The sequence below is a fragment of the Pseudomonas sp. PS01299 genome, from assembly GCF_029960145.1.
GTDB lineage: Bacteria > Pseudomonadota > Gammaproteobacteria > Pseudomonadales > Pseudomonadaceae > Aquipseudomonas > Aquipseudomonas putida_A.
In genome coordinates this window covers 1-25,619 of the sequence record NZ_JASCPO010000051.1, presented here as the reverse complement: position 1 = coordinate 25,619, position 25,619 = coordinate 1, and the positions used below count along the sequence as shown (strand labels likewise).

Annotated in this window: 27 protein-coding genes; 24 read left to right on the top strand and 3 right to left on the bottom strand. The window is 61.3% G+C overall.

The annotated features are described in order from the left end of the window. Nucleotides 1-4: 4 nt before the first annotated feature. The 14 genes from flhF to QMX91_RS11875 all read left to right on the top strand — a co-directional run bounded on the left by flhF (nucleotide 5) and on the right by QMX91_RS11875 (nucleotide 14,975). On the top strand, nucleotides 5-1,345 hold the full coding sequence (gene flhF / locus QMX91_RS11940) for a flagellar biosynthesis protein FlhF (RefSeq protein WP_282412754.1): 1,341 nt from the start codon (nucleotides 5-7) through the stop codon (nucleotides 1,343-1,345). 113 nt (nucleotides 1,346-1,458) lie between these two features. After that, on the top strand, nucleotides 1,459-2,289 hold the full coding sequence (gene fleN, locus QMX91_RS11935; RefSeq protein ID WP_003222917.1) for a flagellar synthesis regulator FleN: 831 nt from the start codon (nucleotides 1,459-1,461) through the stop codon (nucleotides 2,287-2,289). Further along, on the top strand, nucleotides 2,286-3,026 hold the full coding sequence (gene fliA, locus QMX91_RS11930) for an RNA polymerase sigma factor FliA (RefSeq protein ID WP_007920004.1): 741 nt from the start codon (nucleotides 2,286-2,288) through the stop codon (nucleotides 3,024-3,026). Before fleN ends, fliA begins: the two co-directional genes overlap by 4 nt. Nucleotides 3,027-3,191: 165 nt before the next feature. Continuing rightward, nucleotides 3,192-3,563, top strand: coding sequence for a chemotaxis response regulator CheY (locus tag QMX91_RS11925; RefSeq protein WP_024012118.1), 372 nt, complete (start codon nucleotides 3,192-3,194; stop codon nucleotides 3,561-3,563). Nucleotides 3,564-3,580: 17 nt separating this feature from the next. Then, nucleotides 3,581-4,369 (top strand): protein phosphatase CheZ, encoded by a 789-nt coding sequence (locus tag QMX91_RS11920; RefSeq protein ID WP_027613919.1) that lies wholly within the window; start codon nucleotides 3,581-3,583, stop codon nucleotides 4,367-4,369. Between the two features lie 54 nt (nucleotides 4,370-4,423). Beyond that, nucleotides 4,424-6,706, top strand: a complete 2,283-nt coding sequence (locus QMX91_RS11915; protein WP_223009246.1) for a chemotaxis protein CheA — start codon at nucleotides 4,424-4,426, stop codon at nucleotides 6,704-6,706. A 49-nt stretch (nucleotides 6,707-6,755) separates the two neighbouring features. After that, entirely contained in the window at nucleotides 6,756-7,886 is a 1,131-nt protein-coding gene (locus tag QMX91_RS11910) for a chemotaxis response regulator protein-glutamate methylesterase (protein WP_139054103.1), read from the top strand. Then, on the top strand, nucleotides 7,886-8,626 hold the full coding sequence (locus QMX91_RS11905) for a flagellar motor protein (RefSeq protein ID WP_003222929.1): 741 nt from the start codon (nucleotides 7,886-7,888) through the stop codon (nucleotides 8,624-8,626). Before QMX91_RS11910 ends, QMX91_RS11905 begins: the two co-directional genes overlap by 1 nt. Before the next feature lie 15 nt (nucleotides 8,627-8,641). Next, on the top strand, nucleotides 8,642-9,532 hold the full coding sequence (gene motD, locus QMX91_RS11900; protein ID WP_003222931.1) for a flagellar motor protein MotD: 891 nt from the start codon (nucleotides 8,642-8,644) through the stop codon (nucleotides 9,530-9,532). 43 nt (nucleotides 9,533-9,575) lie between these two features. Continuing rightward, nucleotides 9,576-10,364, top strand: a complete 789-nt coding sequence (locus QMX91_RS11895) for a ParA family protein (protein ID WP_282412753.1) — start codon at nucleotides 9,576-9,578, stop codon at nucleotides 10,362-10,364. Between the two features lie 2 nt (nucleotides 10,365-10,366). Further along, a complete protein-coding gene (locus tag QMX91_RS11890) occupies nucleotides 10,367-11,329 on the top strand; it encodes a CheW domain-containing protein (RefSeq protein ID WP_134785758.1) in 963 nt (320 codons plus the stop codon). Nucleotides 11,330-11,419: 90 nt separating this feature from the next. Further along, nucleotides 11,420-11,905, top strand: coding sequence for a chemotaxis protein CheW (locus QMX91_RS11885; RefSeq protein WP_003222936.1), 486 nt, complete (start codon nucleotides 11,420-11,422; stop codon nucleotides 11,903-11,905). Then, nucleotides 11,906-12,298, top strand: coding sequence for a DUF2802 domain-containing protein (locus tag QMX91_RS11880; protein ID WP_007961680.1), 393 nt, complete (start codon nucleotides 11,906-11,908; stop codon nucleotides 12,296-12,298). A gap of 235 nt (nucleotides 12,299-12,533) precedes the next feature. Beyond that, nucleotides 12,534-14,975: a carbohydrate-binding protein gene (locus QMX91_RS11875; RefSeq protein WP_282412752.1), complete on the top strand. Its 2,442-nt coding sequence runs from the start codon at nucleotides 12,534-12,536 to the stop codon at nucleotides 14,973-14,975. A gap of 45 nt (nucleotides 14,976-15,020) precedes the next feature. Here QMX91_RS11875 and QMX91_RS11870 read toward each other — a convergent pair whose 3' ends face one another. Together QMX91_RS11870 and QMX91_RS11865 are read right to left on the bottom strand one after the other, a co-directional pair. Next, on the bottom strand, nucleotides 15,021-15,350 hold the full coding sequence (locus tag QMX91_RS11870) for an EscU/YscU/HrcU family type III secretion system export apparatus switch protein (RefSeq protein WP_007961677.1): 330 nt from the start codon (nucleotides 15,348-15,350) through the stop codon (nucleotides 15,021-15,023). Next, nucleotides 15,347-16,927 (bottom strand): flagellar hook-length control protein FliK, encoded by a 1,581-nt coding sequence (locus QMX91_RS11865; protein WP_223009256.1) that lies wholly within the window; start codon nucleotides 16,925-16,927, stop codon nucleotides 15,347-15,349. The genes QMX91_RS11870 and QMX91_RS11865 overlap by 4 nt, the downstream gene beginning before the upstream one ends. 197 nt (nucleotides 16,928-17,124) lie before the next feature. On the opposite strand from QMX91_RS11865, the gene ccmA reads away from it, so the two are divergent. From ccmA to QMX91_RS11815, 10 genes are all read left to right on the top strand, one after another. Beyond that, a complete protein-coding gene (gene ccmA / locus QMX91_RS11860; RefSeq protein WP_027613927.1) occupies nucleotides 17,125-17,760 on the top strand; it encodes a cytochrome c biogenesis heme-transporting ATPase CcmA in 636 nt (211 codons plus the stop codon). Then, a complete protein-coding gene (gene ccmB / locus QMX91_RS11855; RefSeq protein ID WP_282412751.1) occupies nucleotides 17,757-18,425 on the top strand; it encodes a heme exporter protein CcmB in 669 nt (222 codons plus the stop codon). The genes ccmA and ccmB overlap by 4 nt, the downstream gene beginning before the upstream one ends. Nucleotides 18,426-18,503: 78 nt before the next feature. Then, the gene (locus QMX91_RS11850) at nucleotides 18,504-19,259 is read left to right on the top strand and encodes a heme ABC transporter permease (RefSeq protein ID WP_003222943.1); all 756 of its coding nucleotides are present in this window, start codon (nucleotides 18,504-18,506) and stop codon (nucleotides 19,257-19,259) included. Then, a complete protein-coding gene (gene ccmD / locus QMX91_RS11845) occupies nucleotides 19,256-19,432 on the top strand; it encodes a heme exporter protein CcmD (protein ID WP_003222944.1) in 177 nt (58 codons plus the stop codon). Before QMX91_RS11850 ends, ccmD begins: the two co-directional genes overlap by 4 nt. After that, entirely contained in the window at nucleotides 19,429-19,884 is a 456-nt protein-coding gene (ccmE, locus tag QMX91_RS11840) for a cytochrome c maturation protein CcmE (protein ID WP_096796249.1), read from the top strand. Before ccmD ends, ccmE begins: the two co-directional genes overlap by 4 nt. 3 nt (nucleotides 19,885-19,887) lie before the next feature. Beyond that, nucleotides 19,888-21,876: a heme lyase CcmF/NrfE family subunit gene (locus tag QMX91_RS11835; protein WP_282412750.1), complete on the top strand. Its 1,989-nt coding sequence runs from the start codon at nucleotides 19,888-19,890 to the stop codon at nucleotides 21,874-21,876. Then, nucleotides 21,873-22,409 carry a DsbE family thiol:disulfide interchange protein gene (locus QMX91_RS11830; RefSeq protein ID WP_282412749.1) on the top strand — a complete coding sequence of 179 codons (537 nt, stop codon included), beginning with the start codon at nucleotides 21,873-21,875 and terminating at the stop codon, nucleotides 22,407-22,409. Before QMX91_RS11835 ends, QMX91_RS11830 begins: the two co-directional genes overlap by 4 nt. After that, a complete protein-coding gene (locus QMX91_RS11825) occupies nucleotides 22,406-22,876 on the top strand; it encodes a cytochrome c-type biogenesis protein (RefSeq protein WP_225138002.1) in 471 nt (156 codons plus the stop codon). The genes QMX91_RS11830 and QMX91_RS11825 overlap by 4 nt, the downstream gene beginning before the upstream one ends. Then, nucleotides 22,873-24,075 carry a c-type cytochrome biogenesis protein CcmI gene (gene ccmI / locus QMX91_RS11820; RefSeq protein WP_027613932.1) on the top strand — a complete coding sequence of 401 codons (1,203 nt, stop codon included), beginning with the start codon at nucleotides 22,873-22,875 and terminating at the stop codon, nucleotides 24,073-24,075. Before QMX91_RS11825 ends, ccmI begins: the two co-directional genes overlap by 4 nt. Before the next feature lie 27 nt (nucleotides 24,076-24,102). Next, complete coding sequence (locus QMX91_RS11815) at nucleotides 24,103-24,507, top strand: hypothetical protein (protein WP_096796244.1); 405 nt, start codon at nucleotides 24,103-24,105, stop codon at nucleotides 24,505-24,507. 105 nt (nucleotides 24,508-24,612) lie between these two features. Here QMX91_RS11815 and QMX91_RS11810 read toward each other — a convergent pair whose 3' ends face one another. Beyond that, a complete protein-coding gene (locus tag QMX91_RS11810) occupies nucleotides 24,613-25,500 on the bottom strand; it encodes a LysR family transcriptional regulator (RefSeq protein ID WP_282412748.1) in 888 nt (295 codons plus the stop codon). Nucleotides 25,501-25,619: the final 119 nt, after the last annotated feature.

The following is a 25,619-nucleotide window of genomic DNA, read 5'->3' as shown; positions in this document are numbered from 1 at the left end:
GTTTATGCAAGTTAAGCGTTTTTTCGCCGCCGATATGCGTCAGGCCATGAAGCTGGTTCGTGATGAGCTGGGCGCTGATGCCGCCATCATTGGCAACCGCCGCATTGCCGGCGGCGTCGAGCTGACGGCGGCGCTGGATTACAAATTGTCGGCGCTGGCGCCACGGGTTCCGAACATGGAACTCGAGGACGAGCTGCGCAAGACCCAGTCGCGCATCGTGACCGCCCAGGCTGAACTGAGCCTGCGTGGCGAAGCCGACGGCAACACCAATCGCCAGTTGTTCGCCGGGCTGCCGTTGACGGCCGGCCTGCCGCTGACCGCTGCCGAACCGTTGAGCGAACCGACTTACGCCGCCCCGGCGCGTCCGGCGCCCGCGCCTGCCCAGTCGTCCGCCGGCATCGATCCGCGTGCGCTGGATTCGATGCGTTTCGAATTGAACAGTTTGCGGGAGCTGATGGAAGTGCAGCTCGGCACGCTGGCCTGGAATCAGCTGCAAGGCAGCCGTCCGGCGCAAGCCAATCTGTATCGTCGTCTGCAACGCATCGGTCTGTCCGGGCCGTTGTCGCGCGATCTGCTGGCAATGATCACTGACATCGAAGAGCCGCGTCAGGCCTGGCGCATGCTGCTCGCGCACCTGGCGCGAATGATTGCCGTACCGGAAGTCGAGCCGCTGGAAGAGGGCGGGGTGATTGCCATGGTCGGCCCGGCCGGCATGGGCAAAACCACCACCCTGGCCAAACTCGCGGCGCGCTACGTGCTCAAGTACGGCGCGCAGAATGTCGCGCTGGTCAGCATGGACAGTTTCCGTATCGGTGCCCAGGAACAGCTGAAGACCCTGGGCCGCATTCTCAATGTGCCGGTGACCCACGTCGATCCGGGCCAGTCGCTGGTGCAGGCGCTCGACCCGCTGCTGCGCAAGCGCGTGGTGCTGATCGATACCGCCGGCTTGCAGGCCAGCGATCCGGCCTTGCGCATGCAGCTGGAAAGTCTGGCCGGGCGTGGCATCCGTTCAAAAAAATATCTGGTGCTGGCAACCACCAGCCAGAAACAGGTTCTAACCGCCGCGTACCACAGTTACAAGCGTTGCGGGCTAGCCGGCTGCATCCTGACTAAACTGGATGAGACGGCCAGCCTTGGCGAAGTGTTGAGCCTGGCGATCAGTCATGAACTGCCGGTCGCGTACCTGACCGATGGCCCACGGATTCCGGATGATCTGCATCTGCCGCGCCGTCATCAACTGGTCAGCCGCGCCGTCAGCGTGCAAATGCAGGAAGAACCCAGCGAAGAAGCCATGGCTGACATGTTCGCTGATATCTACCACAGCCCGACCAAGCAGGTTGGCTGAGGTAATGAACCGTTTTTGTACCTACATCGATGGTCTGCCATGCATTGTTCCGGTTGAGAACGCGCAGCCAGTAATGTGGCCTCCGTCTATGCAAGACAAGGTAAAGAAATAACATGGGCAGCATGCATCCCGTACAGGTGATCGCGGTGACCGGCGGCAAAGGTGGCGTCGGCAAGACTAACGTGTCAGTGAACTTGTCTCTGGCGCTGGCAGAGCTTGGCCGTCGGGTCATGCTGCTGGACGCCGATCTGGGGCTGGCGAACGTCGACGTTCTGCTGGGACTGACCCCCAAACGTACTCTGGCCGATGTGATCGAAGGCCGCTGTGAGCTGCGCGACGTGCTGTTGCAGGGCCCCGGCGGGATCCGCATCGTGCCGGCCGCTTCCGGCACCCAAAGCATGGTGCACCTGAGCCCGGCGCAACATGCCGGTCTGATTCAGGCCTTCAGCGACATCGGCGACAACCTCGATGTGCTGGTGATCGACACCGCTGCAGGTATTGGTGACTCGGTAGTCAGTTTTGTCCGCGCCGCGCAGGAAGTGTTGCTGGTGGTCTGCGACGAGCCGACCTCGATCACCGACGCCTACGCGCTGATCAAACTGCTCAACCGCGACTACGGCATGAACCGCTTCCGCGTGCTGGCCAACATGGCGCAGAGCCCGCAGGAAGGGCGCAACCTGTTCGCCAAGTTGACCAAGGTCACGGATCGCTTCCTCGACGTCGCCTTACAATACGTCGGCGCCGTGCCGTACGACGAAAGCGTGCGCAAGGCAGTGCAGAAGCAGCGAGCGGTCTATGAAGCCTTTCCGCGTTCCAAGTGCGCGCTGGCGTTCAAGGCGATCGCGCAGAAGGTCGATACCTGGCCGCTGCCTGCCAACCCGCGCGGTCACCTTGAGTTTTTCGTCGAGCGCCTCGTGCAGCAAACAGCAGGGCCTGTGTTATGACCGCGAGCGGTATGAACTACTACAAGAAGTCGGCACGTGACGCGCAGTACGAGTTGATCGAGCGTTACGCGCCACTGGTCAAGCGCATTGCCTATCACTTGCTGGCGCGCTTGCCGGCGAGTGTGCAGGTTGAAGACCTGATTCAGGCCGGGATGATCGGCCTGCTCGAAGTCTCAACCAAATATGACGCCAGCAAAGGCGCCAGTTTCGAAACGTACGCGGGCATCCGGATCCGCGGCGCGATGCTCGATGAAGTGCGCAAAGGGGATTGGGCACCGCGCTCGGTTCACCGCAATACCCGTATGGTCAGCGATGCCATTCGCTCAATTGAAGCTAAAACCGGCCGTGACGCTAAAGATCACGAGGTTGCGGCCGAACTCCAATTGAGTCTCGACGATTACTACGGGATTTTGAATGACACCCTGGGCAGCCGGCTGTTCAGTTTCGACGATCTGTTGCAGGACGGCGAACACGAAGGGCTGCACGAGGATGGCGCCAGTGCTCATCTTGAGCCGTCACGCGATCTGGAAGATGAACGCTTTCAGGCGGCGCTGGCGGACGCGATTGCCAATTTGCCGGAGCGTGAGCGACTGGTGTTGGCGCTGTACTACGACGAAGAGCTGAACCTCAAGGAGATCGGTGAAGTCCTTGGCGTCAGTGAATCGCGGGTCAGCCAGTTACACAGCCAGTGCGCGGCCCGTTTGCGGGGGCGTTTGGGGGAGTGGCGAGCGCGCTGAAGGCAGTGTGGGGACACTGCGAACGAGGCTGGTGCGGTGAGAACGGCACCGGTCTTGCTCTGTTGTGCTCCAGACAGTCTTCGAGTGCTGCGCCGATTGATTGAAGTGGCGCGTCCAGGTGCTGGGCGCGTTTAAGACTGCTTGGAGGTCGAATTGAACAAAGACATGAAAATCCTCATCGTTGATGACTTCTCAACGATGCGGCGGATCATCAAGAACCTGCTGCGCGATCTCGGGTTCACCAACACCGTCGAGGCCGACGATGGCACTACCGCCATTCCGGTACTCAACAGCGGCAGCATCGACTTTCTGGTAACGGACTGGAACATGCCGGGCATGACCGGTATCGACTTGCTGCGCCACGTGCGTGCCGATGAAAAACTCAAGCACCTGCCGGTGCTGATGGTGACCGCTGAAGCCAAGCGCGAGCAAATCATCGAGGCCGCTCAGGCCGGTGTGAACGGCTACGTGGTCAAACCTTTCACGGCTCAGGCGTTGAAAGACAAAATCGAGAAGATTTTCGAACGCATCGGCTGATGACGCGCGGGGGAGCTATGGAGCATAACGAATCTTCACAGGGCGATTTCGAGTCGACCCTGAAAAAACACGCGGTCGAACTGGTCGAGAGCCTTGAAAAAGGCAGGTTCGGCGACGCTGTGCAACTGATCCATGAGCTCAATCAGACCCGTGACCGCGGCCTGTATCAGGAAGTGGGCAAGCTCACACGCGAACTGCACAGTGCGATCGTCAATTTCCAGATCGATCCGCACATGCCGCAGGCCGAGGAAGTGTCGCAAATCACCGACGCCACCGAACGCCTGGGCTATGTGGTCAAGCTGACCGAAGCCGCGGCCAACCGCACCATGGATCTGGTGGAAAGCGCCACCCCGGTGGTCAATGGCCTGGCTGAAGAAGCCCAGGCGCTGAGCACCGATTGGGGCCGCTTCATGCGTCGTGAAGTCGGAGCTGAAGAGTTCCGCGAGCTGGCGCGCCGGGTCGACGGTTTTCTGTCACGCAGCAGCACGGACAACCGTGCGGTGTCGAGCAACCTCAACGACATCCTGCTGGCTCAGGATTACCAGGACCTCACCGGTCAAGTGATCAAGCGTGTGACCCAACTGGTCACCGAAGTCGAAAGCAATTTGCTCAAACTCGTCCTCATGGCCAGTCAGGTTGACCGCTTTGCGGGCATCGAACACGACCGTGCCGCGATGCTTGCAGAAAAAGATCCACAAAAACATCTCTCGCAGGGTGAAGGTCCGCAGATTCATGCCGATAAACGAGAAGACGTTGTGTCCGGTCAGGACGATGTGGACGATTTGTTATCCAGCCTCGGATTCTAGAGTTTTGGAATTTTAGGTTTTTTGGGTTTTTAGACCTGTAGGAGCACCCCATTAATGAGCTTCGGCGCCGATGAAGAGATCCTTCAGGATTTCCTGGTTGAGGCCGGCGAGATTCTTGAGCAACTGTCCGAGCAACTGGTCGAGCTGGAAAGCCGCCCGGATGACGCAGATCTGCTCAACGCAATTTTTCGCGGTTTCCACACTGTAAAAGGGGGCGCCGGCTTCCTTCAGCTCAACGAGCTGGTGGAGTGCTGTCACATCGCCGAAAACGTGTTCGACATCCTGCGCAAGGGTGAGCGGCGCGTTGATGCAGAACTGATGGACGTGGTGCTTGAAGCACTGGACGCGGTGAACAGCATGTTCAGCGAAGTCCGTGAACGTGCACCGATCACGGCGGCCACCCCGGAACTGCTGGCCGCCCTGGCGCGTCTGGCCGAGCCGCAAACGGCCGACGAAGCCCCGGCTTCGCCAGTGGCCGAGATGATCGAAGAACTGGTCGTCGAAGGCGATTCGAGCGATTCGGGCGACATCACCGATAACGAATTTGAACAGCTGCTGGATTCGCTGAACGCCGTCAAGGCCGAAGCCGAAGCCCCGGCTGCTGCTGCACCTGCGCCGGCTGCCGATGCGGCCGCCAGCGATGAAATTACCGACGCCGAATTCGAGTCGTTGCTCGATCAGTTGCACGGCAAAGGCCAGTTCGCGGCGGACGCCGTGGCACCGGCATCGGCCGCTCCGGCGGCACCGGCGGCGGGCGACAGCTCGGACATCACCGACGACGAATTCGAAGCACTGCTCGATCAGTTGCACGGCAAGGGCAACTTTGCCGTTGAAGCGCTGGAGTCGGCGATCGCCTCGGCACCGGTTGCGCCTGCCGCACCGGCGGCCGCCGCTGCCGGCAGCGATCTGATCAGCGATCACGAATTCGAATCGCTGCTCGACGAGTTGCACGGCAAAGGCAAGTTCACCGACGTTGGCGCCGCTGCTGCGGGCACCGCGTCGACTGTGGCCGCGCCTGCCGCCAAGGCTGCTGCCGCTCCGGCTGCTGCGCCGAAGGCTGCGCCCAAGCCTGAGCCGAAAGCCGAAGCGCCAAAACCGGCCGCCGCTGCTGCACCGGCGCCGGCCCGTGCTGCCGCTGCTCCGCCGCCGGAAAAACCGGCGAGCGAAGCCGAGACCACCGTGCGGGTCGATACCGCGCGTCTCGACGAAATCATGAACATGGTCGGCGAGCTGGTGCTGGTGCGTAACCGTCTGGTGCGCCTGGGTCTCAACAGCGGCGACGAAGCCATGTCCAAGGCCGTGTCGAACCTCGACGTGGTCACGGCTGACTTGCAGACCGCGGTGATGAAGACCCGGATGCAGCCGATCAAGAAGGTCTTCGGGCGCTTCCCGCGTCTGGTTCGCGACCTCGCGCGTCAGTTGAAGAAAGAGATCAATCTGGAACTGGTGGGTGAAGAAACCGACCTCGACAAAAACCTTGTCGAGGCCCTGGCCGACCCGTTGGTCCACTTGGTGCGTAACGCGGTCGACCACGGCATCGAATCGCCGGAAGAACGCGAAGCTTCCGGCAAGGCCCGTGGCGGTCGCGTGGTACTGGCCGCCGAGCAGGAAGGCGATCACATCCTGTTGTCGATCTCCGACGACGGCAAGGGCATGGACCCGAACGTGCTGCGTTCGATCGCGGTAAAACGCGGTGTGATGGACAAGGACGCGGCCGATCGCCTGAGCGATACCGAGTGCTACAACCTGATTTTCGCCCCGGGTTTCTCGACCAAGACCGAGATCTCCGACGTGTCCGGCCGCGGTGTCGGCATGGACGTGGTGAAAACCAAGATTTCCCAGCTCAACGGTTCGATCAACATCTACTCGACCAAGGGCCAGGGCTCGAAGATCGTCATCAAGGTGCCGCTGACGCTTGCGATCATGCCGACCCTGATGGTGATGCTCGGCAATCAGGCGTTTGCGTTCCCGTTGGTCAACGTCAACGAAATCTTCCACCTCGACCTGTCGACCACCAACGTGGTGGATGGCCAGGAAGTGGTGATCGTGCGGGACAAGGCGCTGCCATTGTTCTACCTCAAGCGCTGGCTGGTCAGCTCCGCCGCTCACGAAGAGCAGCGCGAAGGCCATGTGGTGATCCTTTCGGTGGGCACCCAGCGGATCGGCTTCGTCGTCGATCAACTGGTCGGCCAGGAAGAAGTGGTCATCAAGCCATTGGGCAAAATGCTGCAGGGCACTCCGGGCATGTCCGGCGCCACCATCACCGGTGACGGCCGCATCGCGCTGATCCTTGATGTTCCAAGCATGCTCAAGCGTTACGCGACGAAGCGTATTTGAATCCGGGGCAGCGGGGCGACGACGTCCCGCTGCACCTAATGGAGTGTTTATGGCAGTCAAAGTCCTGGTGGTGGACGATTCGGGTTTTTTCCGCCGCCGCGTCTCGGAAATTCTTTCAGCGGATCCGAGCATCCAGGTGGTCGGTACGGCCACCAACGGTAAAGAGGCGATCGATCAGGCCCTGGCCCTCAAGCCGGACGTGATCACCATGGACTACGAGATGCCGATGATGGATGGCATCACGGCGGTGCGGCACATCATGCAGCGCTGCCCGACTCCGGTGTTGATGTTCTCCTCGCTGACGCACGAAGGCGCCCGGGTTACCCTGGATGCGCTGGACGCCGGTGCGGTGGATTTCCTGCCGAAGAATTTCGAAGACATCTCGCGCAACCCCGAGAAGGTCAAGCAACTGCTGTGCGAGAAGGTCCACAGCATCTCGCGCAGCAATCGTCGTTTCAGTGCCTACAGTGCGCCGGCTCCGGCCGCTGCACCGACGCCTGCGCCAGCCCCGACGGCCTCGAGTTTCAGCAGCCACAGCGCTGCTGCTCCGACGCGTCCGGCTCCAGCACCTGCGCGTGCGCCAGCCGCCAGCGCGTCGTCGCCGGCACCGAAACGCAAAGCCTACAAACTGGTTGCCATCGGGACTTCGACCGGCGGCCCGGTTGCCCTGCAACGGGTGCTGACCCAGTTGCCGGCGAACTTCCCGGCGCCGATCGTGCTGATCCAGCACATGCCCGCGGCGTTCACCAAGGCGTTTGCCGAGCGTCTGGACAAGCTGTGCCGCATCAGCGTCAAGGAAGCCGAAGATGGCGACATCCTGCGTCCGGGCCTGGCGCTGCTGGCGCCGGGTGGCAAGCAGATGATGATCGACGGCCGTGGTGCGGTGAAAATCCTCCCGGGCGACGAGCGTCTGAATTACAAGCCGTGCGTGGACATCACCTTCGGTTCTGCGGCCAAGTCCTACGGTGACAAAGTTCTGGCGGTGGTCCTCACCGGCATGGGCGCCGACGGCCGCGAAGGCGCGCGTCTGCTCAAGCAGGGCGGCAGCTCGGTATGGGCGCAAGACGAAGCCAGTTGCGTGATCTACGGCATGCCGATGGCCATCGTCAAAGCCGATCTGGCTGACGCGGTTTACGGCCTGGACGACATCGGCAAGCACATCGTCGAGGCGTGTATCTGATGGATGTTCTAAGCCTTATCGGGATCATCATGGCGTTCGTCGCCATCATCGGCGGCAACTACCTTGAAGGCGGCCACCTCGGCGCGCTGGCCAACGGCCCGGCGGCGCTGATCGTGCTCGGTGGCACCATCGGTGCCGCGCTGTTGCAATCGCCGATGAGCGCCTTCAAGCGCGCCATGCAGATTCTCGCCTGGATCCTGTTTCCACCACGGGTGGACCTGGCCGGCGGCATCGATCGGGTGGTCAACTGGAGCCTTACCGCACGCAAGGAAGGCCTGCTCGGGCTGGAAGGCGTCGCTGATGCCGAGCCGGACAACTACTCGCGCAAGGGCCTGCAACTGCTGGTCGATGGCGCCGAGCCGGAAGCGATCCGCAGCATTCTCGAAGTGGATTTCTACACCCAGGAAGCCCGCGACATCGAGGCTGCCAAAGTTTTCGAAAGCATGGGCGGCTATGCGCCGACCATCGGCATCATCGGTGCGGTGATGGGCCTGATTCATGTGATGGGCAACCTCGCTGATCCGACCCAATTGGGCAGCGGTATTGCCGTGGCATTCGTCGCGACCATCTACGGCGTGGCCAGTGCCAACCTGGTGTTGCTGCCGGTGGCGGCCAAACTCAAGTCAATCGCGTTGCGGCAGTCGCGTTATCGCGAAATGTTGTTGGAAGGTATTTTGTCGATCGCCGAAGGTGAAAACCCTCGCTCTATCGAGCTGAAGCTTCAGGGCTTCATGGATTGATGGGGGTAATGGACTATGGCTCGCCGCAGGCATCAGGAAGAACACGTTAATCACGAGCGCTGGCTCGTGTCCTACGCGGATTTCATCACGTTGTTGTTCGCGTTCTTCGTGGTGATGTACTCGATCTCGTCGATCAACGAAGGCAAGTACAAGGTCATTTCCGAAGCGCTGATCGGGGTTTTCACTGACTCCGATCGCTCGCTCAAGCCGATCCCGATCGGTGAGGAACGGCCGAAAACCGTGACCCCGGCCAAGCCGCTGGTCAAGGACAGCGAGCAGGTCGATGCCGGTATCGCCGGGGCCAGCGATCCGCTGAAAAGCATTGCCGATGACATCAGTGCCGCGTTCGGCGACTTGATCGCTTCCAACCAGATGACCGTGCGCGGCAACGAGTTGTGGGTCGAGATCGAACTCAATTCCAGCCTGTTGTTCGGCAGTGGCGACGCAATGCCGAGTGATATCGCGTTCAACATCATCGACAAGGTCGCGGCGATCCTCAAACCGTTCGACAACCCGATTCACGTCGAAGGCTTCACCGACGATCAGCCGATCCGCACCGCGCAGTACCCGACCAACTGGGAACTGTCCTCGGCGCGTTCGGCGAGTATCGTGCGCATGCTGGCGATGCAGGGCGTCAACCCCGGGCGTCTGGCCTCGGTGGGTTACGGTGAGTTTCAGCCGGTGGCCAACAACGCCACCGCCGAAGGTCGGGCGAAGAATCGTCGTGTGGTGCTGGTGGTGTCGCGCAACCTCGATGTGCGCCGCAGTCTGACCGGTACCGGTACCGCCAATGCGCAACCGGACGCGGCATTGAAGCGCGCTGGCACACAAACTGCACCGACCCCGGTCAAGACGCCGGGACGCGAGAGTGCCGTCAATTCTCCGTCGCCCGCATTAATACGCTGAGCTATGTCTCGGTCGAGCATCTCGGCCGGGAGGAACGAACCGAATGAGAGTCTGGGCAGTCGCCAATCAAAAGGGTGGTGTCGGTAAAACCACATCTTCCATCGCTTTAGCCGGATTGCTGGCGGAGGCGGGCAAGCGCGTGGTTGTGGTCGATCTCGACCCGCACGGCTCGATGACCAGCTATTTCGGCTACGACCCCGACAGCCTGGAACACAGCAACTACGACCTGTTTTTGCACAAGGGCAGCGTGCCGCAAGGCTTGCCCGGGCAGTTGCTGCTGTTGACCAGCGACGAACGCATTTCCCTGTTGCCGTCGAGTACCGCACTCGCCACCCTCGAGCGCCAGTCGCCGGGGCAGAGTGGCCTGGGCCTGGTGATCGCCAAGAGTCTGGCGCAGCTGTGGCAGGACTTCGATTACGCGATCATCGACAGCCCGCCGTTGCTCGGCGTGCTGATGGTCAACGCTCTGGCCGCGAGCCAGCAACTGGTGATCCCGGTGCAGACCGAGCACCTGGCCGTCAAAGGTCTGGAGCGCATGGTCAACACCCTGGCGATGATCAACCGCTCGCGCAAACAGGCGCTGCCGTTCAGCATCGTGCCGACCCTGTTCGACCGCCGCACCCAAGCATCGCTGGGCACCTTGCGCGTGCTGCGTGACAAATTCCCGGAAGAGATCTGGCAGGGTTACATCCCGGTCGATACCCGTCTGCGCGACGCCAGCCGGGCCGGGGTCACGCCTTCGCAGTTCGACGGCAAGAGTCGTGGCGTGCTGGCGTACCGCGCGCTGCTCAAGCATCTGCTGGCGCAACAACTTGTTCCGCAGGTGGCTTGAGCATGAATCGGCCGATCAAACTGACGTCGCGTCCGCAACTGGCGTTGCAGTCCTATCTGGACAGCTTGCTGCAGGAGATCCCTGACGAGTTGCCGCCAGTGGAAGTGCAGGTCGAGGCGCCGGTAGAGGTGGTCGAAAGTGCTGCGGCGCTGGACGAGTTTCAGGCTGCGGTACTGGAAGAGCAGGCGCGTGATGCGCAGAAAGCCGCCAAACCTGTCGCCCCGGTTGTCGCGCCTGCCGCCGCACCGCTAGCCAAGGCTCCAGTGGCGTTGATCGAAGAAGCCGAGCCACCACGCGCGCCGGTTTCGACACTCGCACCTTTGCTGCAAACCCAATTGCTGAAAACCGCGCCGGAACCGGTCGTGGCCGAACCGGCGCCGGTGGCACCGGCACCCGTCGAACAGACGCTGGTGCCGCCAGTGGTGGAAGTGCACCTGCCACCGAGCAACACGCCGCCCCCGGTGGAAACCGATGGCCGTCCGGCCTGGGCCTCGGAAGCCTTCGAATGCCTGTTGTTCGATGTTGCCGGGCTGACGCTGGCGGTACCGCTGGTGTGCCTCGGTTCGATCTATTCGCTGGCCGGCCACGAGTTGACGCCGCTGTTCGGGCAGCCGGAATGGTTCCTCGGGATTCTGCCGAGCCAGGCCGGCAATCTGAAAGTGTTGGACACGGCGCGTTGGGTCATGCCGGATCGCTATCGCGATGACTTCCGTCAGGGCCTGCAGTACGTGATTTCGGTACAAGGTTACGAATGGGGCCTGGCGGTGCATCAGGTCAGCCGTTCGTTGCGCCTGGACCCGAATGAAATCAAATGGAGAAGTCACCGGGGTCAGCGGCCATGGCTTGCCGGCACGGTGATCGAGCACATGTGTGCATTACTTGATGTAGCCGCGCTGGCCGAGTTGATCGCCAGCGGCGGGGCAAAGCACTTGGGCGGCCACAAGCCGCTACATAAATCGACATAGCAGCCGACATAACAGTCAGGCGAAGGCATTTTTCAATGCCTCCACACAGAACACACACCGCCCAGTGCGGTTTTTTCGAGGGGTCAGGGTATGAGTAGTCAGGCGACGAATGCAAAAGGTTCTGAAGATCCGATCCTGCAATGGGTGACCTTCAAGCTGGACAACGAAACCTACGGCATCAACGTGATGCGCGTTCAGGAAGTCCTGCGTTACACCGAAATCGCGCCGGTACCGGGTGCACCAAGCTATGTGCTGGGCATCATCAACCTGCGCGGTAACGTGGTCACCGTGATCGACACCCGTCAGCGCTTCGGCCTGAACAGCGGCGAGATCAGCGACAACACCCGTATCGTCATCATCGAAGCCGACAAGCAAGTGGTCGGGATCATGGTCGACAGCGTGGCCGAAGTGGTTTACCTGCGTCAGTCGGAAATCGAGACCGCGCCAAACGTCGGCAACGAAGAGTCGGCCAAGTTCATCCAGGGCGTGTGCAACAAGAACAACGAGTTGCTGATCCTGGTCGAGCTGGACAAGATGATGAGCGAAGAAGAATGGTCGGAACTGGAGAGCATCTGATTGATTCTCGAGGTTGCGGTCATTGTCCTGTTCCTTTTCTGGGCAGGCACGCTGGCAATGTTTCTGGCGTACATCAAGGCGCAGCGGGTAATCGCTGCGCAACAGGCTCAGGGCGACGCGCTGCGTGATCAGCGCATCAAGGACCTGGCCAAGCGTGTCGACGACTATCAGAACGGCAACGTGCGCATGGGCGAAGCCCTGCACGAGCTGCGCTCGGTCGTCGGTCCGTTGCCGGACAAGATTGTCGCGCTGGAACAGCGCGACCCGTCGAGCCTGTCGTTCGCTCAGGCGGCGAAACTGGTGGGGATGGGCGCGAGCGTCGATGAGCTGACCCAGTCCTGCGGCTTGACCCAGGCTGAGGCGGAGTTGATGCGCAAGCTGCACAGAAGCTGATATGCGTAGAGGCATGTCATTTGAATAAGAATCGCCGGTCATGCCGGCGATTTTTTTTGCGCTCGATTTTGTTGCCTGATTCGCCCATGGCCGTCTGTCTGAACTGTTATTTCTGACAGTAGAGAATTTCGCTCATCGCTCCTCACACTGCTCGTGACTCGCGATAGTCCCGTCGGCTTTTCAGGCAGACGCGTCTGATCGCCAATTCACCGATCCAGCCAATCGTGGAGTGGGTATGCATTTGCCAGCCAGAATCGAGCGCGTGAAAAAAGTCCGGTCACCCGGTGTTGCCGCCCTGTGGCTGGCAGTCGTGCTGCTCCTGACGGCTTGTCAGGCTCAAGTCAGCAGGTTCGCTCCAGAAGTCAATATTGCCGACCGGCAAAATTGTCACGGTGTCCACCTGGTCAATGTCGTTGCGCATATGGACGACGATCTGCTGTTTATTGATCCGCGGATTTCGCAAGTTCTGGCTGCCGGCGGCTGTGTGACCAGTATCTTCATGAACGGTGGCAGTTCTGGCGCCGGCTTCGACTATGTACTGAAGCGCGAAAGCGCATCGACAAAAGCCTATGAGAAAATGCTGGGTTTTGCGATCGGGTGGACGCCTTACCTGATATTCACTGATTCAGCCATTGTGATGAGCGTCAAGGCCAATGAGCGACCTGGATTGAAGCTCATATTTTTGCGTGTGCCGGGAGGGGACGTTCGTGGTGGAGATGTGCCGCTGGCCGATTTGCTCGACCTCGATAAAACTGTTCGGAGTTGGCCCTATCTGGACTCGGCTTCAGGTCCGGTAAACCTCTACAGTCGAACATCTTTTGTGCAGCTCTTGACTGAGCTGATCGTCAATGAAGGAGCCACCCGGGTGTATGCACTCAATCCGGACACCGTCCCGTACACGGAGCATCCTGACCATATTTATTCGGCACGTTTGACGCGCCTGGCCTTGCGCGGGATCAGTGCAGATATCCCGGTGGTTTATCACGAGACCTATCCCTCGGCGGCCGTCGCTCCTAACGTGGACCCGGCAGCGGTGCAGGCGAAACGGCATGTTGTCGCCAGTTACTTTCATTTTGAAGGGGCTGAGTCAGTCAGCAGTGCGTACAGTGAAGCCACCTGGAATGGCAATTGGGTGGCGCGACTCAATTTCACGCTCAGCCATGCTCACGCCGCCGGGCCACTGGTCAATATCCCTTTCAGACCGCTAGTCAATTTCCAGACGCAACAGTGCCTGGTTGCCAATGGATTGGGGCAGCAGGTGACACTGGATGGATGTGAGCCAGACGCTGACCAGCGCTGGGCGTTTGTGCCCTCCGACATTGCAGTCGGCGCGAGCAGGGGAGTTGCACTGCTGAAAACAGCCTCTGGCCATTGCATAGCGCGTCAGAATGGCCAATTGATCGAACGCGCATGTGAAAGCAATGAGCCCTCTCAACACTGGACTCCGTGGGATTTCGGGAAAATCTATGTTCCCGGAGTGCAGGGGCAATGCCTGGACGGAGTACAGCCGAGCTTGATAGCGGATTGCAGGGAGTTTGCGGGTTCTACGTTGTGGGTGCGCAGCATCGATAACATCGACAGCAATGATTCGATGGAAGTGGCGCTGACGGGGGATGTCATCGGTGACGGGACGAACCGGACGGTACAAGTGCAGCGCCGGCAGGATGATCCAGGTGTCGATATTTGGGTCACGTCGCTGGACGCAGACGCGATTGCATCCGAGAAATGGTATGAGGACAGACGTCCATTTGATCCAGACTCTTTTGATTCCGGGTGCGCTACAGCCCTTTGCTACGACACTACGCGCTATCTGCTGGCGGATTTCACAGGTGACGGCAAGGCTGATCTGATGGCGATATCGCCCGGAAACGCTGACGAAACCATTTTCAGGCTATTGAAGAATGAAGGCGGGCATTTTGCTGATCCGGTTATCTGGCGTTCGGTTCCGCAAGGGCATGCCTACCGGCAAGCTCAGCAATATCTGGCTGGCGACTTCAGAGGCGTCGGCAAGCAAGATGTGTTGATCGTGCAAACCCTGAATAACACAGTGTCCGATTTCTGGCTGATGGAGAATAAAGGGGCGAGTCTGGGCGTTCCTGCTCACTGGGGAGATGCCCGAAAAAACCCATTGCCGGCCCACTTCTACAGCGCCAGGCTGGACAACGATGGCAAAGATGATGTGCTCGCTGTTGATTCAAGTGCACAGTTCTTGAAGCTGCTCACCTACAGGAGTAGCGGCCGTTCTCTGGATTTTGAGAAAGCCTTGGAGTTGCCGGGCTTTTATTCTGCGCGTTCAAAGACCGCAGTGCTGGATTCGCCGATTACCAAACTGACCGATGTATGGGTGCTGCACGCTCGATCAGACGGTAGTGATATCAATTTCTGGAAAGTCGCAAATCTTGGCGGCGGAGAGTTCGAAGAGCCTTCGTCTCCGGCTTTCGAGACGAGCGTGCTTAATTGGGCCGACGTGCGGCCTTATGGGCTGGGGACGGGCAGGCAGATCCTGCTTCCCTATCGCGTCAACGATCCCGTGCATGAGTATTACTGGCGAATCGGGAAAATCGGCTTCAAGGCACTGAATCTGTCCGAGCAAGGTATGCCCCTCGAGATCAAGGATTATGGACGTTCACCACGGTTTGAATGGGCGAACCTGCAGTGGCGAGCGCGCTTGAATTGAATGTCGAGCGAGGACGCGTGCACTTGAGCCTGTATTCGGCGCGGCCTAGTAATCAGCCCCGCGTTCGGTAACGTCCTTCTCGACCATCGGCGCATCCGGGTCCTGTCCCTCGGGGAATTTCCCCTTCAGATTCCACGCGAACGCGATGATCTCGGCGATCGTGCGGTACAGCTCCTCGGGGATGCTGTCGCCCAGTTCCATTCGCGCCAACAGCCGCACCAGCTCGGCGTTTTCATAGATCGGCACTTCACAGTCGCGGGCGATGCGCAGGATTTCTTCCGCCAGTTCCTCGTCGCCCTTGGCGGTGAGGGTCGGGGCGTGGTTGCCGTCGTATTTGAGGGCGATGGCCTGGCGTGGAGCAGTGGAATCGTTCATGCGGTTTCGTCGACCCAGCGATGTTCGAGGCGGGTTTGGTTGCCTTGCGGCGGGGTGCCGAGGTGGCAATCGAGATCGCCGACATTCAGGCCGCGATCGAGCAGGCGCTGACGCAGGGCGAACAGATTGGTTTCGATCAGGTCGGCGGTGTACGGGCGTTCGGCCCAGAGCTGACTCGACAGGCTGCCGGCAATCAACTGCGCCTGAATCTGCATCGGCCCCAACGGCTCCATGTCGAACGCCAGGTCGACGCGCCACAGCTGCTGTTTGGGTTCGCGTTCGTCACGGCGTTCGTTGGGTTGCGGTTCTCTTTCCGGCGCTTCTTCGCGCTGAAACTTGACCTGCAACGGCACGATGTCCTGCAGGTTGCGCATGGGGATTTCCAGCTGCCAGGTGCTGAGCAAACGGCCGTCATCGGTGACACCGGTCTGTTCCAGGCTCGACAGCTGATGGCTTTGCAGACGCGACACGGCTGCCGCGGCGAGGCGCAGCAGATGTTCAAGATCGCCTTCGCCGTCGAGGCTTTGCAGCAGGCGGTCGGGCAGCGGGAAACTGCTGGGCAGCGGTTTGGCGCTGACCTGACCGAGGGTGCCGAGGGCGTTGCGCACGAAGCTCGGCAGTGCTTGCGCCAGGGTGTTGGCAGCGATTATCGCGTTGAAACTGGCATTGCCCGGCGCACCCGGGGACAGTTGCGCGATCAGCTTGAGCAGATCGGCTTTCATGTCCGGGGCCAGCGCCGGATTCTCTCCGGTCAGCAATTTGGCTTCGAGGAAGGCACCGCTGTTGGCCAGGGCCAGCGCCACGCCTTTGGCGGTGCTCATTTGCTGCACATCGGGCAGGTTGGCGAGCAGGCGCGTGACGGCAGCGCGCAGGTCCTGCGAGGTCTGCTCGTCGTCGCTCGGCAGGTTTTGCAGAGCATTGAGCAAACCGTCCAGCGAACCTTGGCGGCTCTGCTGGCCGAGCAGTTGCTGGCTTACCGCCAATTGCTCCTGGCGGCTGCTCAGCGGCACGAACTTGAGGGTTTGCGAGTCTTCGACCAGTGCCGAGAGCAGGGTGCCGATGCGCAGTGGCGTCGGGCTGTCGATGTCCAGTGTGGCGCCGCTCTGCGCGGTGTTGAGCAGGCTCACCAGCGAGCGGTACACCGTCGGCTGTCCCGGCACTTGCGGCAGTGTCTGCGAGGTCAGCACCTTGCCTTGCAGCAGCGTGCCGACCGGCAACTGCGCGGTGTCGATGCGGGTGAGGGCGGCGACGCTGCTGGCAATCGCCTGTTGCACGGTGATCGCCAGATTGCCCGCCGACGGCTGAGTGACGGCCAGGTTGGTGCCGGTCGGCAACGGCAGGTTGCTGCTGGCTTGCACGGTGGTCTGCCGGCCGCCGTCGACGGTCACCTTGAGCAGCAGTTGAAAGGTCTGATCCGCCTGCTTGAGTGACAACACCTCGGCCTGGGCGCTTTGCCCGGCGCCGATCAGGCCTTCGACCGGGGTCAGCAGCTTGAGCAACTCACCGCTCATCACCAGCGGGCGCGTGTTCGCCGGGGTGGCGGGCGGCAGCGGGAGGATGTTCATTTCGCCTGTCATACGCGGACACAACCTGAGGAAATTGCGCTCTTGGGAGTAAGGCACGGCATGTATAATGCCGCGCGTCTTGCGCTTCGTTCAGAAAACATAGCAATTGTTTGATCCAGCTCTCTGGTTCGCACCGTCATTGCATTTATCCTGCATCTCTTTAACGGCCGCGCCAGAGCCGACTTGAACCGTATAAGGCCCGTGATCCCTTGACCAGTCCTGTCCTGCAAACCGTTGCCCTTGCCTGTGAGCGAGACCTGCGACTGCTCTTCGAAAATCTCGAATTGCGACTGGCCAGTGGCGATATGGTGCAGATCAGCGGCCCCAACGGCAGCGGCAAGACCAGCCTGCTGCGTCTGTTGTCCGGGTTGATGCAGCCGACCAGCGGTCAAGTGCTGCTCAACGGCCAGCCCTTGACTGCACAACCGAGCGAACTGGCGCGCAACCTGTTGTGGATCGGCCACGCTGCCGGGATCAAGGACCTGCTGACCCCGGAAGAGAACCTGTCCTGGCTCTGCGCCCTGCATCGGCCTGCCGGACGCGAGGCGATCTGGCAGGCGCTGGCAGCCGTAGGATTGCGCGGATTCGAAGATGTTCCCTGCCACACCCTGTCCGCCGGTCAGCAACGCCGCGTGGCGCTGGCGCGGCTGTATCTGGACAGCCCGCCGCTGTGGATTCTCGACGAGCCGTTCACCGCGCTCGACAAACAGGGCGTGGCGCAGCTTGAAGAACACTTGGCCGGGCACTGCGAGCGCGGCGGTCTGGTGGTTCTGACCACGCACCACACACTGAGCCGGATGCCGGCCGGTTATCGCGATATCGATCTGGGGAACTGGGCAGTATGAGTGTGTTCGGCCTGCTGGTTGCCCGTGAGTCCCGTTTGCTGTTTCGTCGCCCGGCGGAACTGGCCAATCCGCTGATTTTCTTCGCCATCGTCATCGCCATGTTCCCGCTGGCCGTCGGCCCGGAAACTCAAGTCTTGCAAAACCTGTCCCCGGGGTTAGTCTGGGTGGCCGCGCTGTTGTCGGTCCTGCTGTCGCTGGACGGATTGTTTCGCAGTGATTTCGAAGATGGCTCCCTGGAACAGTGGGTCCTTTCGCCGCACCCGCTGCCCCTACTGGTGCTGGCCAAGGTGCTGGCACACTGGTTGTTCTCGGGACTGGCACTGGTTCTGCTCTCGCCGTTGCTGGCGTTGATGCTCGGTTTGCCGGTCGCCTGCCTGCCGGTGTTGCTGTTGTCGTTGCTGCTGGGTACACCGGTTCTGAGCTTGCTCGGTGCGGTGGGCGCGGCGCTGACGGTTGGTTTGAAACGCGGCGGCCTGTTGCTGGCGTTGCTGATTCTGCCGTTGTACATCCCGGTGTTGATCCTTGGCAGTGGCGCCTTGCAGGCCGCCTTGCAAGGCATGCCGGCGACCGGGTATCTGCTGTGGCTGGGTAGCCTGACCGCCCTGGCGATCACCCTGACACCTTTTGCAATAGCTGCTGGCCTGAAGATCAGCGTCGGCGAATAATGAGGTCTGGTTAAAATTTAACCAGCAAAGACCCTGAGACTGCTCACACCGATGAGCGGCACCCGTGATGGAAACAGTATGAACTGGACCTGGTTTCACAAGCTCGGCTCGCCCAAGTGGTTCTACGGCATCAGCAGCCGGTTTCTGCCGTGGCTGAGCATTGCCGCGTTGCTGCTGATCAGCGTTGGCGTCGTCTGGGGCCTGGCCTTCGCGCCGCCGGATTATCAGCAGGGCAACAGCTTCCGCATCATCTATATTCACGTGCCGGCGGCAATGCTGGCGCAGTCGATCTACGTGATGCTGGCGGTGTGCGGCGTGGTCGGGCTGGTGTGGAAAATGAAACTGGCCGACGTCGCCCTGCAATGCGCGGCGCCGATCGGCGCGTGGATGACCGCCGTGGCGCTGGTCACCGGGGCGATCTGGGGCAAGCCGACCTGGGGCTCGTGGTGGGTCTGGGATGCGCGGCTGACGTCGATGCTGATTCTGCTGTTCCTGTATTTCGGGGTGATTGCGCTGGGCAATGCCATCAGCAACCGTGACAGCGCCGCCAAGGCCTGCGCGGTACTGGCGATCGTCGGGGTGATCAACATCCCGATCATCAAATACTCGGTGGAGTGGTGGAACACCCTGCACCAGGGCGCGACCTTCACCCTCACTGAGAAACCGGCGATGCCCGCGGAAATGTGGCTGCCGCTGTTGCTGACGGTGCTGGGTTTCTACTGTTTCTTCGGCGCCGTGCTGTTGTTGCGCATGCGCCTTGAAGTGCTCAAGCGCGAAGCCCGCGCCAGTTGGGTCAAAGAAGAAGTGCAGAACAGCCTGGAGGCCGCGCGATGAGTTTTGCTTCATTCGGCGACTTCCTCGCCATGGGCCACCATGGCCTGTATGTCTGGTCGGCCTACGGTATCTGTCTGGCGGTGCTGATCCTCAACGTGGTCGCACCGATCGCGGCCCGCAAGCGCTATCTGCAACAAGAGGCGCGTCGTCTGCGCCGGGAGAACGGCAAGTGAATCCGCTGCGCAAAAAACGTCTGACCATCATTCTGGCGATCCTGGTCGGGGTCGGCGCTGCCGTCGGCCTGGCCCTGAGCGCCCTGCAGGAAAACATCAACCTGTTTTACACGCCGACCCAGATCGCCAACGGTGAAGCGCCGCACGACACGCGCATCCGCGCCGGCGGCATGGTCGAGAAGGGCTCGCTGCAGCGTTCGCCGGACTCGCTGGACGTCAAATTCGTTGTCACCGACTTCAACAAAGCCGTGACCATTACCTACCGCGGGATCCTCCCGGATCTGTTCCGCGAAGGGCAGGGCATCGTCGCTCTGGGCAAACTCAACGCCGACGGCGTGGTGGTGGCCGATGAAGTGCTGGCCAAGCACGACGAGAAGTACATGCCGCCGGAAGTGACCAAAGCGCTGAAAGACAGTGGTCAATCGGCACCGACCCAAGCGAAGGAGGGTTGATCGATGACTTCTGCACTGTTTATTCCCGAGCTCGGCCATCTGGCGATGATTCTGGCGCTGTGTTTTGCGCTGGTGCAGGCCGTGGTGCCGCTGTTCGGTGCGTGGCGCGGTGACCGCATGTGGATGGGCCTGGCCCAGCCGGCGGCGTGGGGTCAGTTTGCGTTCCTGCTGTTTGCCTTCGGTTGCCTGACCTACGCGTTCATGACCGACGATTTCTCGGTCGGTTATGTCGCGATGAACTCCAACAGCGCCTTGCCGTGGTATTACAAGTTCAGCGCGGTGTGGGGCGCCCACGAAGGTTCGCTGCTGCTGTGGGCGTTGATCCTCGGTGGCTGGACCTTCGCCGTGTCGGTGTTTTCCCGGCAGTTGCCGCAAGTCATGCTCGCTCGCGTACTGGCGGTGATGGGCATGATCAGCACCGGTTTCCTGTTGTTTCTGATCCTCACCTCCAACCCGTTCTCGCGGATCCTGCCGCAGATTCCGGCCGACGGTCGTGACCTCAATCCGCTGCTGCAAGACATCGGCCTGATTGTGCATCCGCCGATGCTCTACATGGGGTACGTCGGCTTCTCGGTGGCGTTCGCCTTCGCCATTGCCGCACTGCTCGGTGGTCGTCTCGACGCCGCCTGGGCACGCTGGTCGCGCCCTTGGACGATTGTCGCCTGGGCCTTCCTCGGCATCGGCATCACCCTCGGTTCGTGGTGGGCTTACTACGAACTCGGCTGGGGCGGCTGGTGGTTCTGGGACCCGGTGGAAAACGCCTCGTTCATGCCATGGCTGGTCGGCACCGCGCTGATTCACTCGCTGGCAGTCACGGAAAAACGTGGGGTGTTCAAGAGCTGGACGGTGTTGCTGGCGATTGCCGCATTTTCGTTGAGCCTGCTCGGTACGTTCCTCGTGCGCTCCGGCGTGCTGACTTCGGTACATGCGTTTGCCTCGGACCCTGAGCGCGGCGTGTTCATTCTGATCTTCCTGCTGTTTGTGGTCGGCGGTTCGCTGACGCTGTTTGCGTTGCGCGCTCCGGTGGTCAAGAGCCAGGTCGGCTTCAACCTGTGGTCGCGGGAAACCCTGTTGCTGGGCAACAACCTGGTGCTGGTGGTGGCCGCGTCGATGATTCTGCTCGGCACGCTGTATCCGCTGATTCTTGATGCGATCAGCGGCGCCAAGCTGTCAGTAGGCCCGCCGTATTTCAACGCGCTGTTCATTCCGCTGATGGCATTGCTGATGCTGGTGATGGCGGTTGGCGTGATCGTCCGCTGGAAAGACACCCCGGTGAAGTGGCTGGCGAACATGCTGACCCCGGTGTTGCTCGGCAGCGTCGCATTGGCCGTGGTAGCCGGTATCGCCTACGGCGATTTCAACTGGGCGGTGATCGCCACGTTCCTGCTCGCCGCGTGGGTGTTGCTGGCCGGTGTGCGCGACATCTTCGACAAAACCCGCCACAAAGGCCTGATCAAGGGCCTGCCAACCCTGACCCGCAGCTACTGGGGCATGCAGATCGCTCACCTCGGTATCGCCGTGTGCGCGCTCGGTGTGGTGCTGTCGAGCCAGAACAGTGCCGAGCGCGACCTGCGTCTGGCGCCGGGCGAGTCGATGTCCCTGGCCGGTTATCAGTTTGTGTTCGAAGGTGCCAAGCACTTCGAAGGGCCGAACTTCACCTCCGACAAGGGCACCATCCGGGTGATCCGCGACGGCAAGGAAGTCAGCGTGCTGCACCCGGAAAAGCGCCTGTACACCGTGCAGAGTTCGATGATGACCGAGGCCGGGATCGACGCCGGTTTCACCCGCGATCTCTACGTTGCACTGGGCGAGCCGCTGGAAAACGGCGCGTGGGCGGTACGGGTTCACGTCAAACCGTTCGTGCGCTGGATCTGGTTCGGCGGTCTGCTGACCGGTCTGGGCGGATTGCTGGCGGCGCTGGATCGGCGTTATCGAGTCAAGGTCAAAGCCCGGGTGCGTGAAGCCCTCGGCCTGCAAGGAGCGGCTGCATGAGACGTTGGTTGATGCTGGTACCCCTGGCGATTTTCCTGCTGGTGGCGGTGTTTCTGTATCGCGGTCTGTACCTCGATCCGGCGGAGCTGCCGTCGGCGATGATCAACAAGCCTTTCCCGGAGTTCACTCTGCCGAACGTGCAGGGCAACAAGACCCTGACCAAGGCTGACATTCTCGGCAAACCGGCGCTGGTCAACGTCTGGGGCACCTGGTGCATTTCCTGCCGGGTCGAGCACCCGGTGCTGAACAAGCTGGCCGAACGCGGTGTGGTGATCTACGGCATCAACTACAAGGACACCAACGCCGATGCGTTGAAGTGGCTGGCCGAATTCCACAACCCGTACCTGCTGGATATTCGTGACGACGAAGGTTCGCTGGGCCTCAACCTCGGCGTGTACGGCGCACCGGAAACCTTCTTCATCGACGCCAAGGGCGTCATTCGCGACAAGTACGTGGGTGTGATCGACGAGCAGGTCTGGCGCGAAAAACTCGCAGCCAAGTATCAGGCGCTGGTCGATGAGGCCAAGCCATGAAGCGCTTTATCGCTGCCGTGGTCTTGGGCCTGAGTCTGGCCGGTGTGGCGCATGCCGCGATCGACACCTACGAGTTCGCCAAGGAAGGTGATCGCGAGCGCTTTCGTGAACTGACCAAGGAACTGCGCTGCCCCAAGTGCCAGAACCAGGACATCGCCGACTCCAACGCGCCGATTGCCGCCGACCTGCGCAAAGAGATTTTCCGCATGCTCGGCGAGGGCAAGGACAATCAGCAGATCATCGACTTCATGGTCGATCGCTACGGTGATTTCGTCCGCTACAAACCGGCGCTCAATGCCAAGACAGCCTTGCTGTGGTTCGGCCCGGCCGGTCTGTTGTTCGGTGGTCTGGTGGTGATCGCAGTGATCGTTCGCCGACGCCGCGCGCACCGCACCGAGACCCCGCCATCGCTGTCCACCGAAGAGCGTCAGCGCCTCGACCAACTGTTGGATAAAAACCAAGAATGATTGATTTCTGGCTTGCCGCAGGGCTGTTGCTTCTGGTCGCCCTGAGTTTTCTGCTGATCCCGGTTTTGCGTGGCCGTCGCGCCCAGCGTGAAGAGGATCGAACTGCCCTGAACGTGGCGCTGTATCAGGAGCGCGTGGCCGAGCTGCAAGCGCAGCAGGCTGAAGGCGTACTCGATGCCGCGCAAATGGACAGCGGTCGCGCGGAAGCTGCGCGTGAGCTGCTCGCCGATACCGAAGGCGTTGCCGCACCGCGTGTATCGAGACTGGGCAAGCCGTTGCCGTTGTTGGCAGCGGTGCTGGTGCCGGTGTTGGGCCTGGGTCTGTACCTGCATTTCGGTGCTGCCGATAAAGTCGAACTGACCCGCGAATTCGCCCAGGCGCCGCAGTCGATGGAAGAGATGACCCGGCGTCTGGAGCGTGCCGTCGCCGCGCAACCGGATTCGGCGGAAGGCCTGTACTTCCTCGGGCGCACCTACATGGCCCAGGATCGTCCGGCGGACGCTGCCAAGATGTTCGAACGCGCCGCCAACCTGGCCGGTCGCCAGCCGGAGCTGCTCGGCCAGTGGGCGCAGGCGCAGTATTTCGCCGACGGTAAAAAGTGGTCGGACAAGATCCAGGCCCTGACCGATGAAGCGCTGAAAGCCGATCCGAAAGAAGTCACCAGCCTCGGCCTGCTCGGCATCGCCGCGTTCGAGGGCGAGCGTTATCAGCAGGCAATCGACTATTGGAACCGGTTGCTGGCGCAGTTGCCAGAGGGCGACAACTCCCGCGCCGCCTTGCAGGGCGGGATCGAGCGAGCCACCGAGCGTCTGCAAGCCAGTGGCGGCAAGGTCGCCGCCGCGCCGGCCGCCAAGGTTGCCGCACTGCTCAAGGTGCGTGTCGATCTGGCCAGCGAACTCAAAGGCAAGGTGCAACCGGGCGACAGCGTGTTCATCTTCGCCCGCGCCGTTTCCGGCCCACCGGCACCGCTGGCGGCCAAGCGTCTGACCGTGGCCGATCTGCCGGTCACTGTCGAACTGGGCGATGCCGACGCCATGATGCCGCAGTTGAAACTGTCGAACTTTCCTGAAGTCCAACTGGTTGCACGCATCTCTCGCGCCGGTCAGCCAACCGCCGGGGAGTGGGTAGGTCGCAGCGGCCCGCTGGCCAGCAGCACCACCGCGCCGCAAACACTGACCATCGACAGCCCGGACAAATAACCCCGGAACCCACAGGAAAGCACCGCCATGCACAGCCTCGCCCGCATCTCCGTCATCACATTGGCCTTGAGCATGAGCGCATGTGCGGTGCACCGACCGGAACCGACCACCAACCTGCCGCCGATCCCGCCGTCACAACCGAGCCCGACCCCGTCGACCTCGCCGACTCCGGGCAAAAGCATCCCGGCCAAACCGTCCAAGCCAGTCCCACGCACCTCAGCCAGCTTCGCCCCACCACCGGGCGGCAACAGCCACTGGGACCAGAAACTCGGCGTCTACGTCCTCGACGACCAGACCAACACCTTCTACCGCCAGCGCACCTACTTCCGCTGGAACAACGGCTGGACTCGCTCCGTCAGCCCCAACGGCCCTTGGGAAGACACCGATATCCACGGTGTACCGCCGGGATTGGGCAAACAGTTCGGGCAGTAATGAAAAACGGCGATCTCTGGATCGCCGTTTTTTTGTGTGTTGCCGGGCATTGATGATGTCCCTGTAGGAGCTGGCGAAGCCTGCGATCTTTTGATTAGCTGTTTTTCACAATCCGCTGGTCAACAACCCCTGAACATAATCCACAAACGCCCGCGCCTTCGCACTGACCATCCGCCCCGTGGGAAACACCGCCCACAAGTCCTGATCCGGCAATACCCAGTCACTCATCACCGCCCTGACCGCGCCGCTTGCCAGCTCCGGAGCGAACATCCATTGCGAGGCGATGGTCAGGCCCTGATCGGCCAGCACGGCTGCACGCAAACCCTCGGCGGCGCTGACCCGCAGGCGGCCGGTCAGGGTTTGCGTCTGTTGTTCGCTGCCCTGGGTGAAGATCCAGGTGGCGCCGCCGCTGAGGTTGTAGACGATGCCTTGATGCTTATCCAAATCGGCAGGGCAGCTCGGCTCGCCGTGGCGGGCGAAGTAGGCCGGGGTGCCGAGCACTACGCGGCGACAGTCGGCGATTTTACGCACGGTGAGGCTGGAGTCGCTGAGCGGGCCCATGCGCAGGGCGACGTCGATACCTTCTTCGACCAGATTGATGTTGCGATCATCGAGCATCAGGTCGATGTTCAGCTGTGGATGCTGCTCGAGAAACGGCCCCAGCTGCGGCACGACGTGCAGGCGACCGAAAGTCACCGCCGCGCTGATCCGCAGGTTGCCGCTTAAACCGCTGGCGCTGCCACGGGCGGCGTTATCGGCTTCGTTGGCTTCATCAATGGCACGCCTGGCCCGTTCGAAAAACGCGAGTCCGGCTTCGGTCGGGGTCAGGCCGCGAGTCGAGCGCAGCAACAGGCTGACCGCCAGGCGTTTTTCCAACTGAGCGATGGTTTTCGACACGGCGGGCTGGCCGATATTCAGGCGTCGGGCGGCGGCGGAAAAGGAGCCGGTTTCGACCACGTAGACGAAGGTTTCCATGGCGGCGAGGCGGTCCATCAGTCTTCCTGCAAATCTGAAAGTTGTCGTAGTCCCCTTGTGGGAGCGGGCTTGCTCGCGAAAGCGGTCTGACATTCAGCACATGTATTGGCTGATCCAACGCCTTCGCGAGCAAGCCC

What these genes read in the sequence shown, in the direction of transcription:
- QMX91_RS11885 (WP_003222936.1), top strand. Translation starts at nt 11,420, where the DNA reads ATGAGTAGTCAGGCGACGAATGCAAAAGGTTCTGAAGATCCGATCCTG.
- QMX91_RS11825 (WP_225138002.1), top strand. Translation starts at nt 22,406, where the DNA reads ATGAAGCGCTTTATCGCTGCCGTGGTCTTGGGCCTGAGTCTGGCCGGT.
- QMX91_RS11910 (WP_139054103.1), top strand. Translation starts at nt 6,756, where the DNA reads ATGGCAGTCAAAGTCCTGGTGGTGGACGATTCGGGTTTTTTCCGCCGC.
- QMX91_RS11925 (WP_024012118.1), top strand. Translation starts at nt 3,192, where the DNA reads ATGAAAATCCTCATCGTTGATGACTTCTCAACGATGCGGCGGATCATC.
- flhF (WP_282412754.1), top strand. Translation starts at nt 5, where the DNA reads ATGCAAGTTAAGCGTTTTTTCGCCGCCGATATGCGTCAGGCCATGAAG.
- fleN (WP_003222917.1), top strand. Translation starts at nt 1,459, where the DNA reads ATGGGCAGCATGCATCCCGTACAGGTGATCGCGGTGACCGGCGGCAAA.
- QMX91_RS11890 (WP_134785758.1), top strand. Translation starts at nt 10,367, where the DNA reads ATGAATCGGCCGATCAAACTGACGTCGCGTCCGCAACTGGCGTTGCAG.
- QMX91_RS11915 (WP_223009246.1), top strand. Translation starts at nt 4,424, where the DNA reads ATGAGCTTCGGCGCCGATGAAGAGATCCTTCAGGATTTCCTGGTTGAG.
- QMX91_RS11830 (WP_282412749.1), top strand. Translation starts at nt 21,873, where the DNA reads ATGAGACGTTGGTTGATGCTGGTACCCCTGGCGATTTTCCTGCTGGTG.
- ccmD (WP_003222944.1), top strand. Translation starts at nt 19,256, where the DNA reads ATGAGTTTTGCTTCATTCGGCGACTTCCTCGCCATGGGCCACCATGGC.
- QMX91_RS11835 (WP_282412750.1), top strand. Translation starts at nt 19,888, where the DNA reads ATGACTTCTGCACTGTTTATTCCCGAGCTCGGCCATCTGGCGATGATT.
- QMX91_RS11865 (WP_223009256.1), bottom strand. Translation starts at nt 16,927, where the DNA reads ATGACAGGCGAAATGAACATCCTCCCGCTGCCGCCCGCCACCCCGGCG.
- QMX91_RS11815 (WP_096796244.1), top strand. Translation starts at nt 24,103, where the DNA reads ATGCACAGCCTCGCCCGCATCTCCGTCATCACATTGGCCTTGAGCATG.
- ccmB (WP_282412751.1), top strand. Translation starts at nt 17,757, where the DNA reads ATGAGTGTGTTCGGCCTGCTGGTTGCCCGTGAGTCCCGTTTGCTGTTT.
- QMX91_RS11850 (WP_003222943.1), top strand. Translation starts at nt 18,504, where the DNA reads ATGAACTGGACCTGGTTTCACAAGCTCGGCTCGCCCAAGTGGTTCTAC.
- QMX91_RS11905 (WP_003222929.1), top strand. Translation starts at nt 7,886, where the DNA reads ATGGATGTTCTAAGCCTTATCGGGATCATCATGGCGTTCGTCGCCATC.
- QMX91_RS11895 (WP_282412753.1), top strand. Translation starts at nt 9,576, where the DNA reads ATGAGAGTCTGGGCAGTCGCCAATCAAAAGGGTGGTGTCGGTAAAACC.
- QMX91_RS11810 (WP_282412748.1), bottom strand. Translation starts at nt 25,500, where the DNA reads ATGGACCGCCTCGCCGCCATGGAAACCTTCGTCTACGTGGTCGAAACC.
- motD (WP_003222931.1), top strand. Translation starts at nt 8,642, where the DNA reads ATGGCTCGCCGCAGGCATCAGGAAGAACACGTTAATCACGAGCGCTGG.
- ccmI (WP_027613932.1), top strand. Translation starts at nt 22,873, where the DNA reads ATGATTGATTTCTGGCTTGCCGCAGGGCTGTTGCTTCTGGTCGCCCTG.
- QMX91_RS11870 (WP_007961677.1), bottom strand. Translation starts at nt 15,350, where the DNA reads ATGAACGATTCCACTGCTCCACGCCAGGCCATCGCCCTCAAATACGAC.
- QMX91_RS11875 (WP_282412752.1), top strand. Translation starts at nt 12,534, where the DNA reads ATGCATTTGCCAGCCAGAATCGAGCGCGTGAAAAAAGTCCGGTCACCC.
- fliA (WP_007920004.1), top strand. Translation starts at nt 2,286, where the DNA reads ATGACCGCGAGCGGTATGAACTACTACAAGAAGTCGGCACGTGACGCG.
- QMX91_RS11920 (WP_027613919.1), top strand. Translation starts at nt 3,581, where the DNA reads ATGGAGCATAACGAATCTTCACAGGGCGATTTCGAGTCGACCCTGAAA.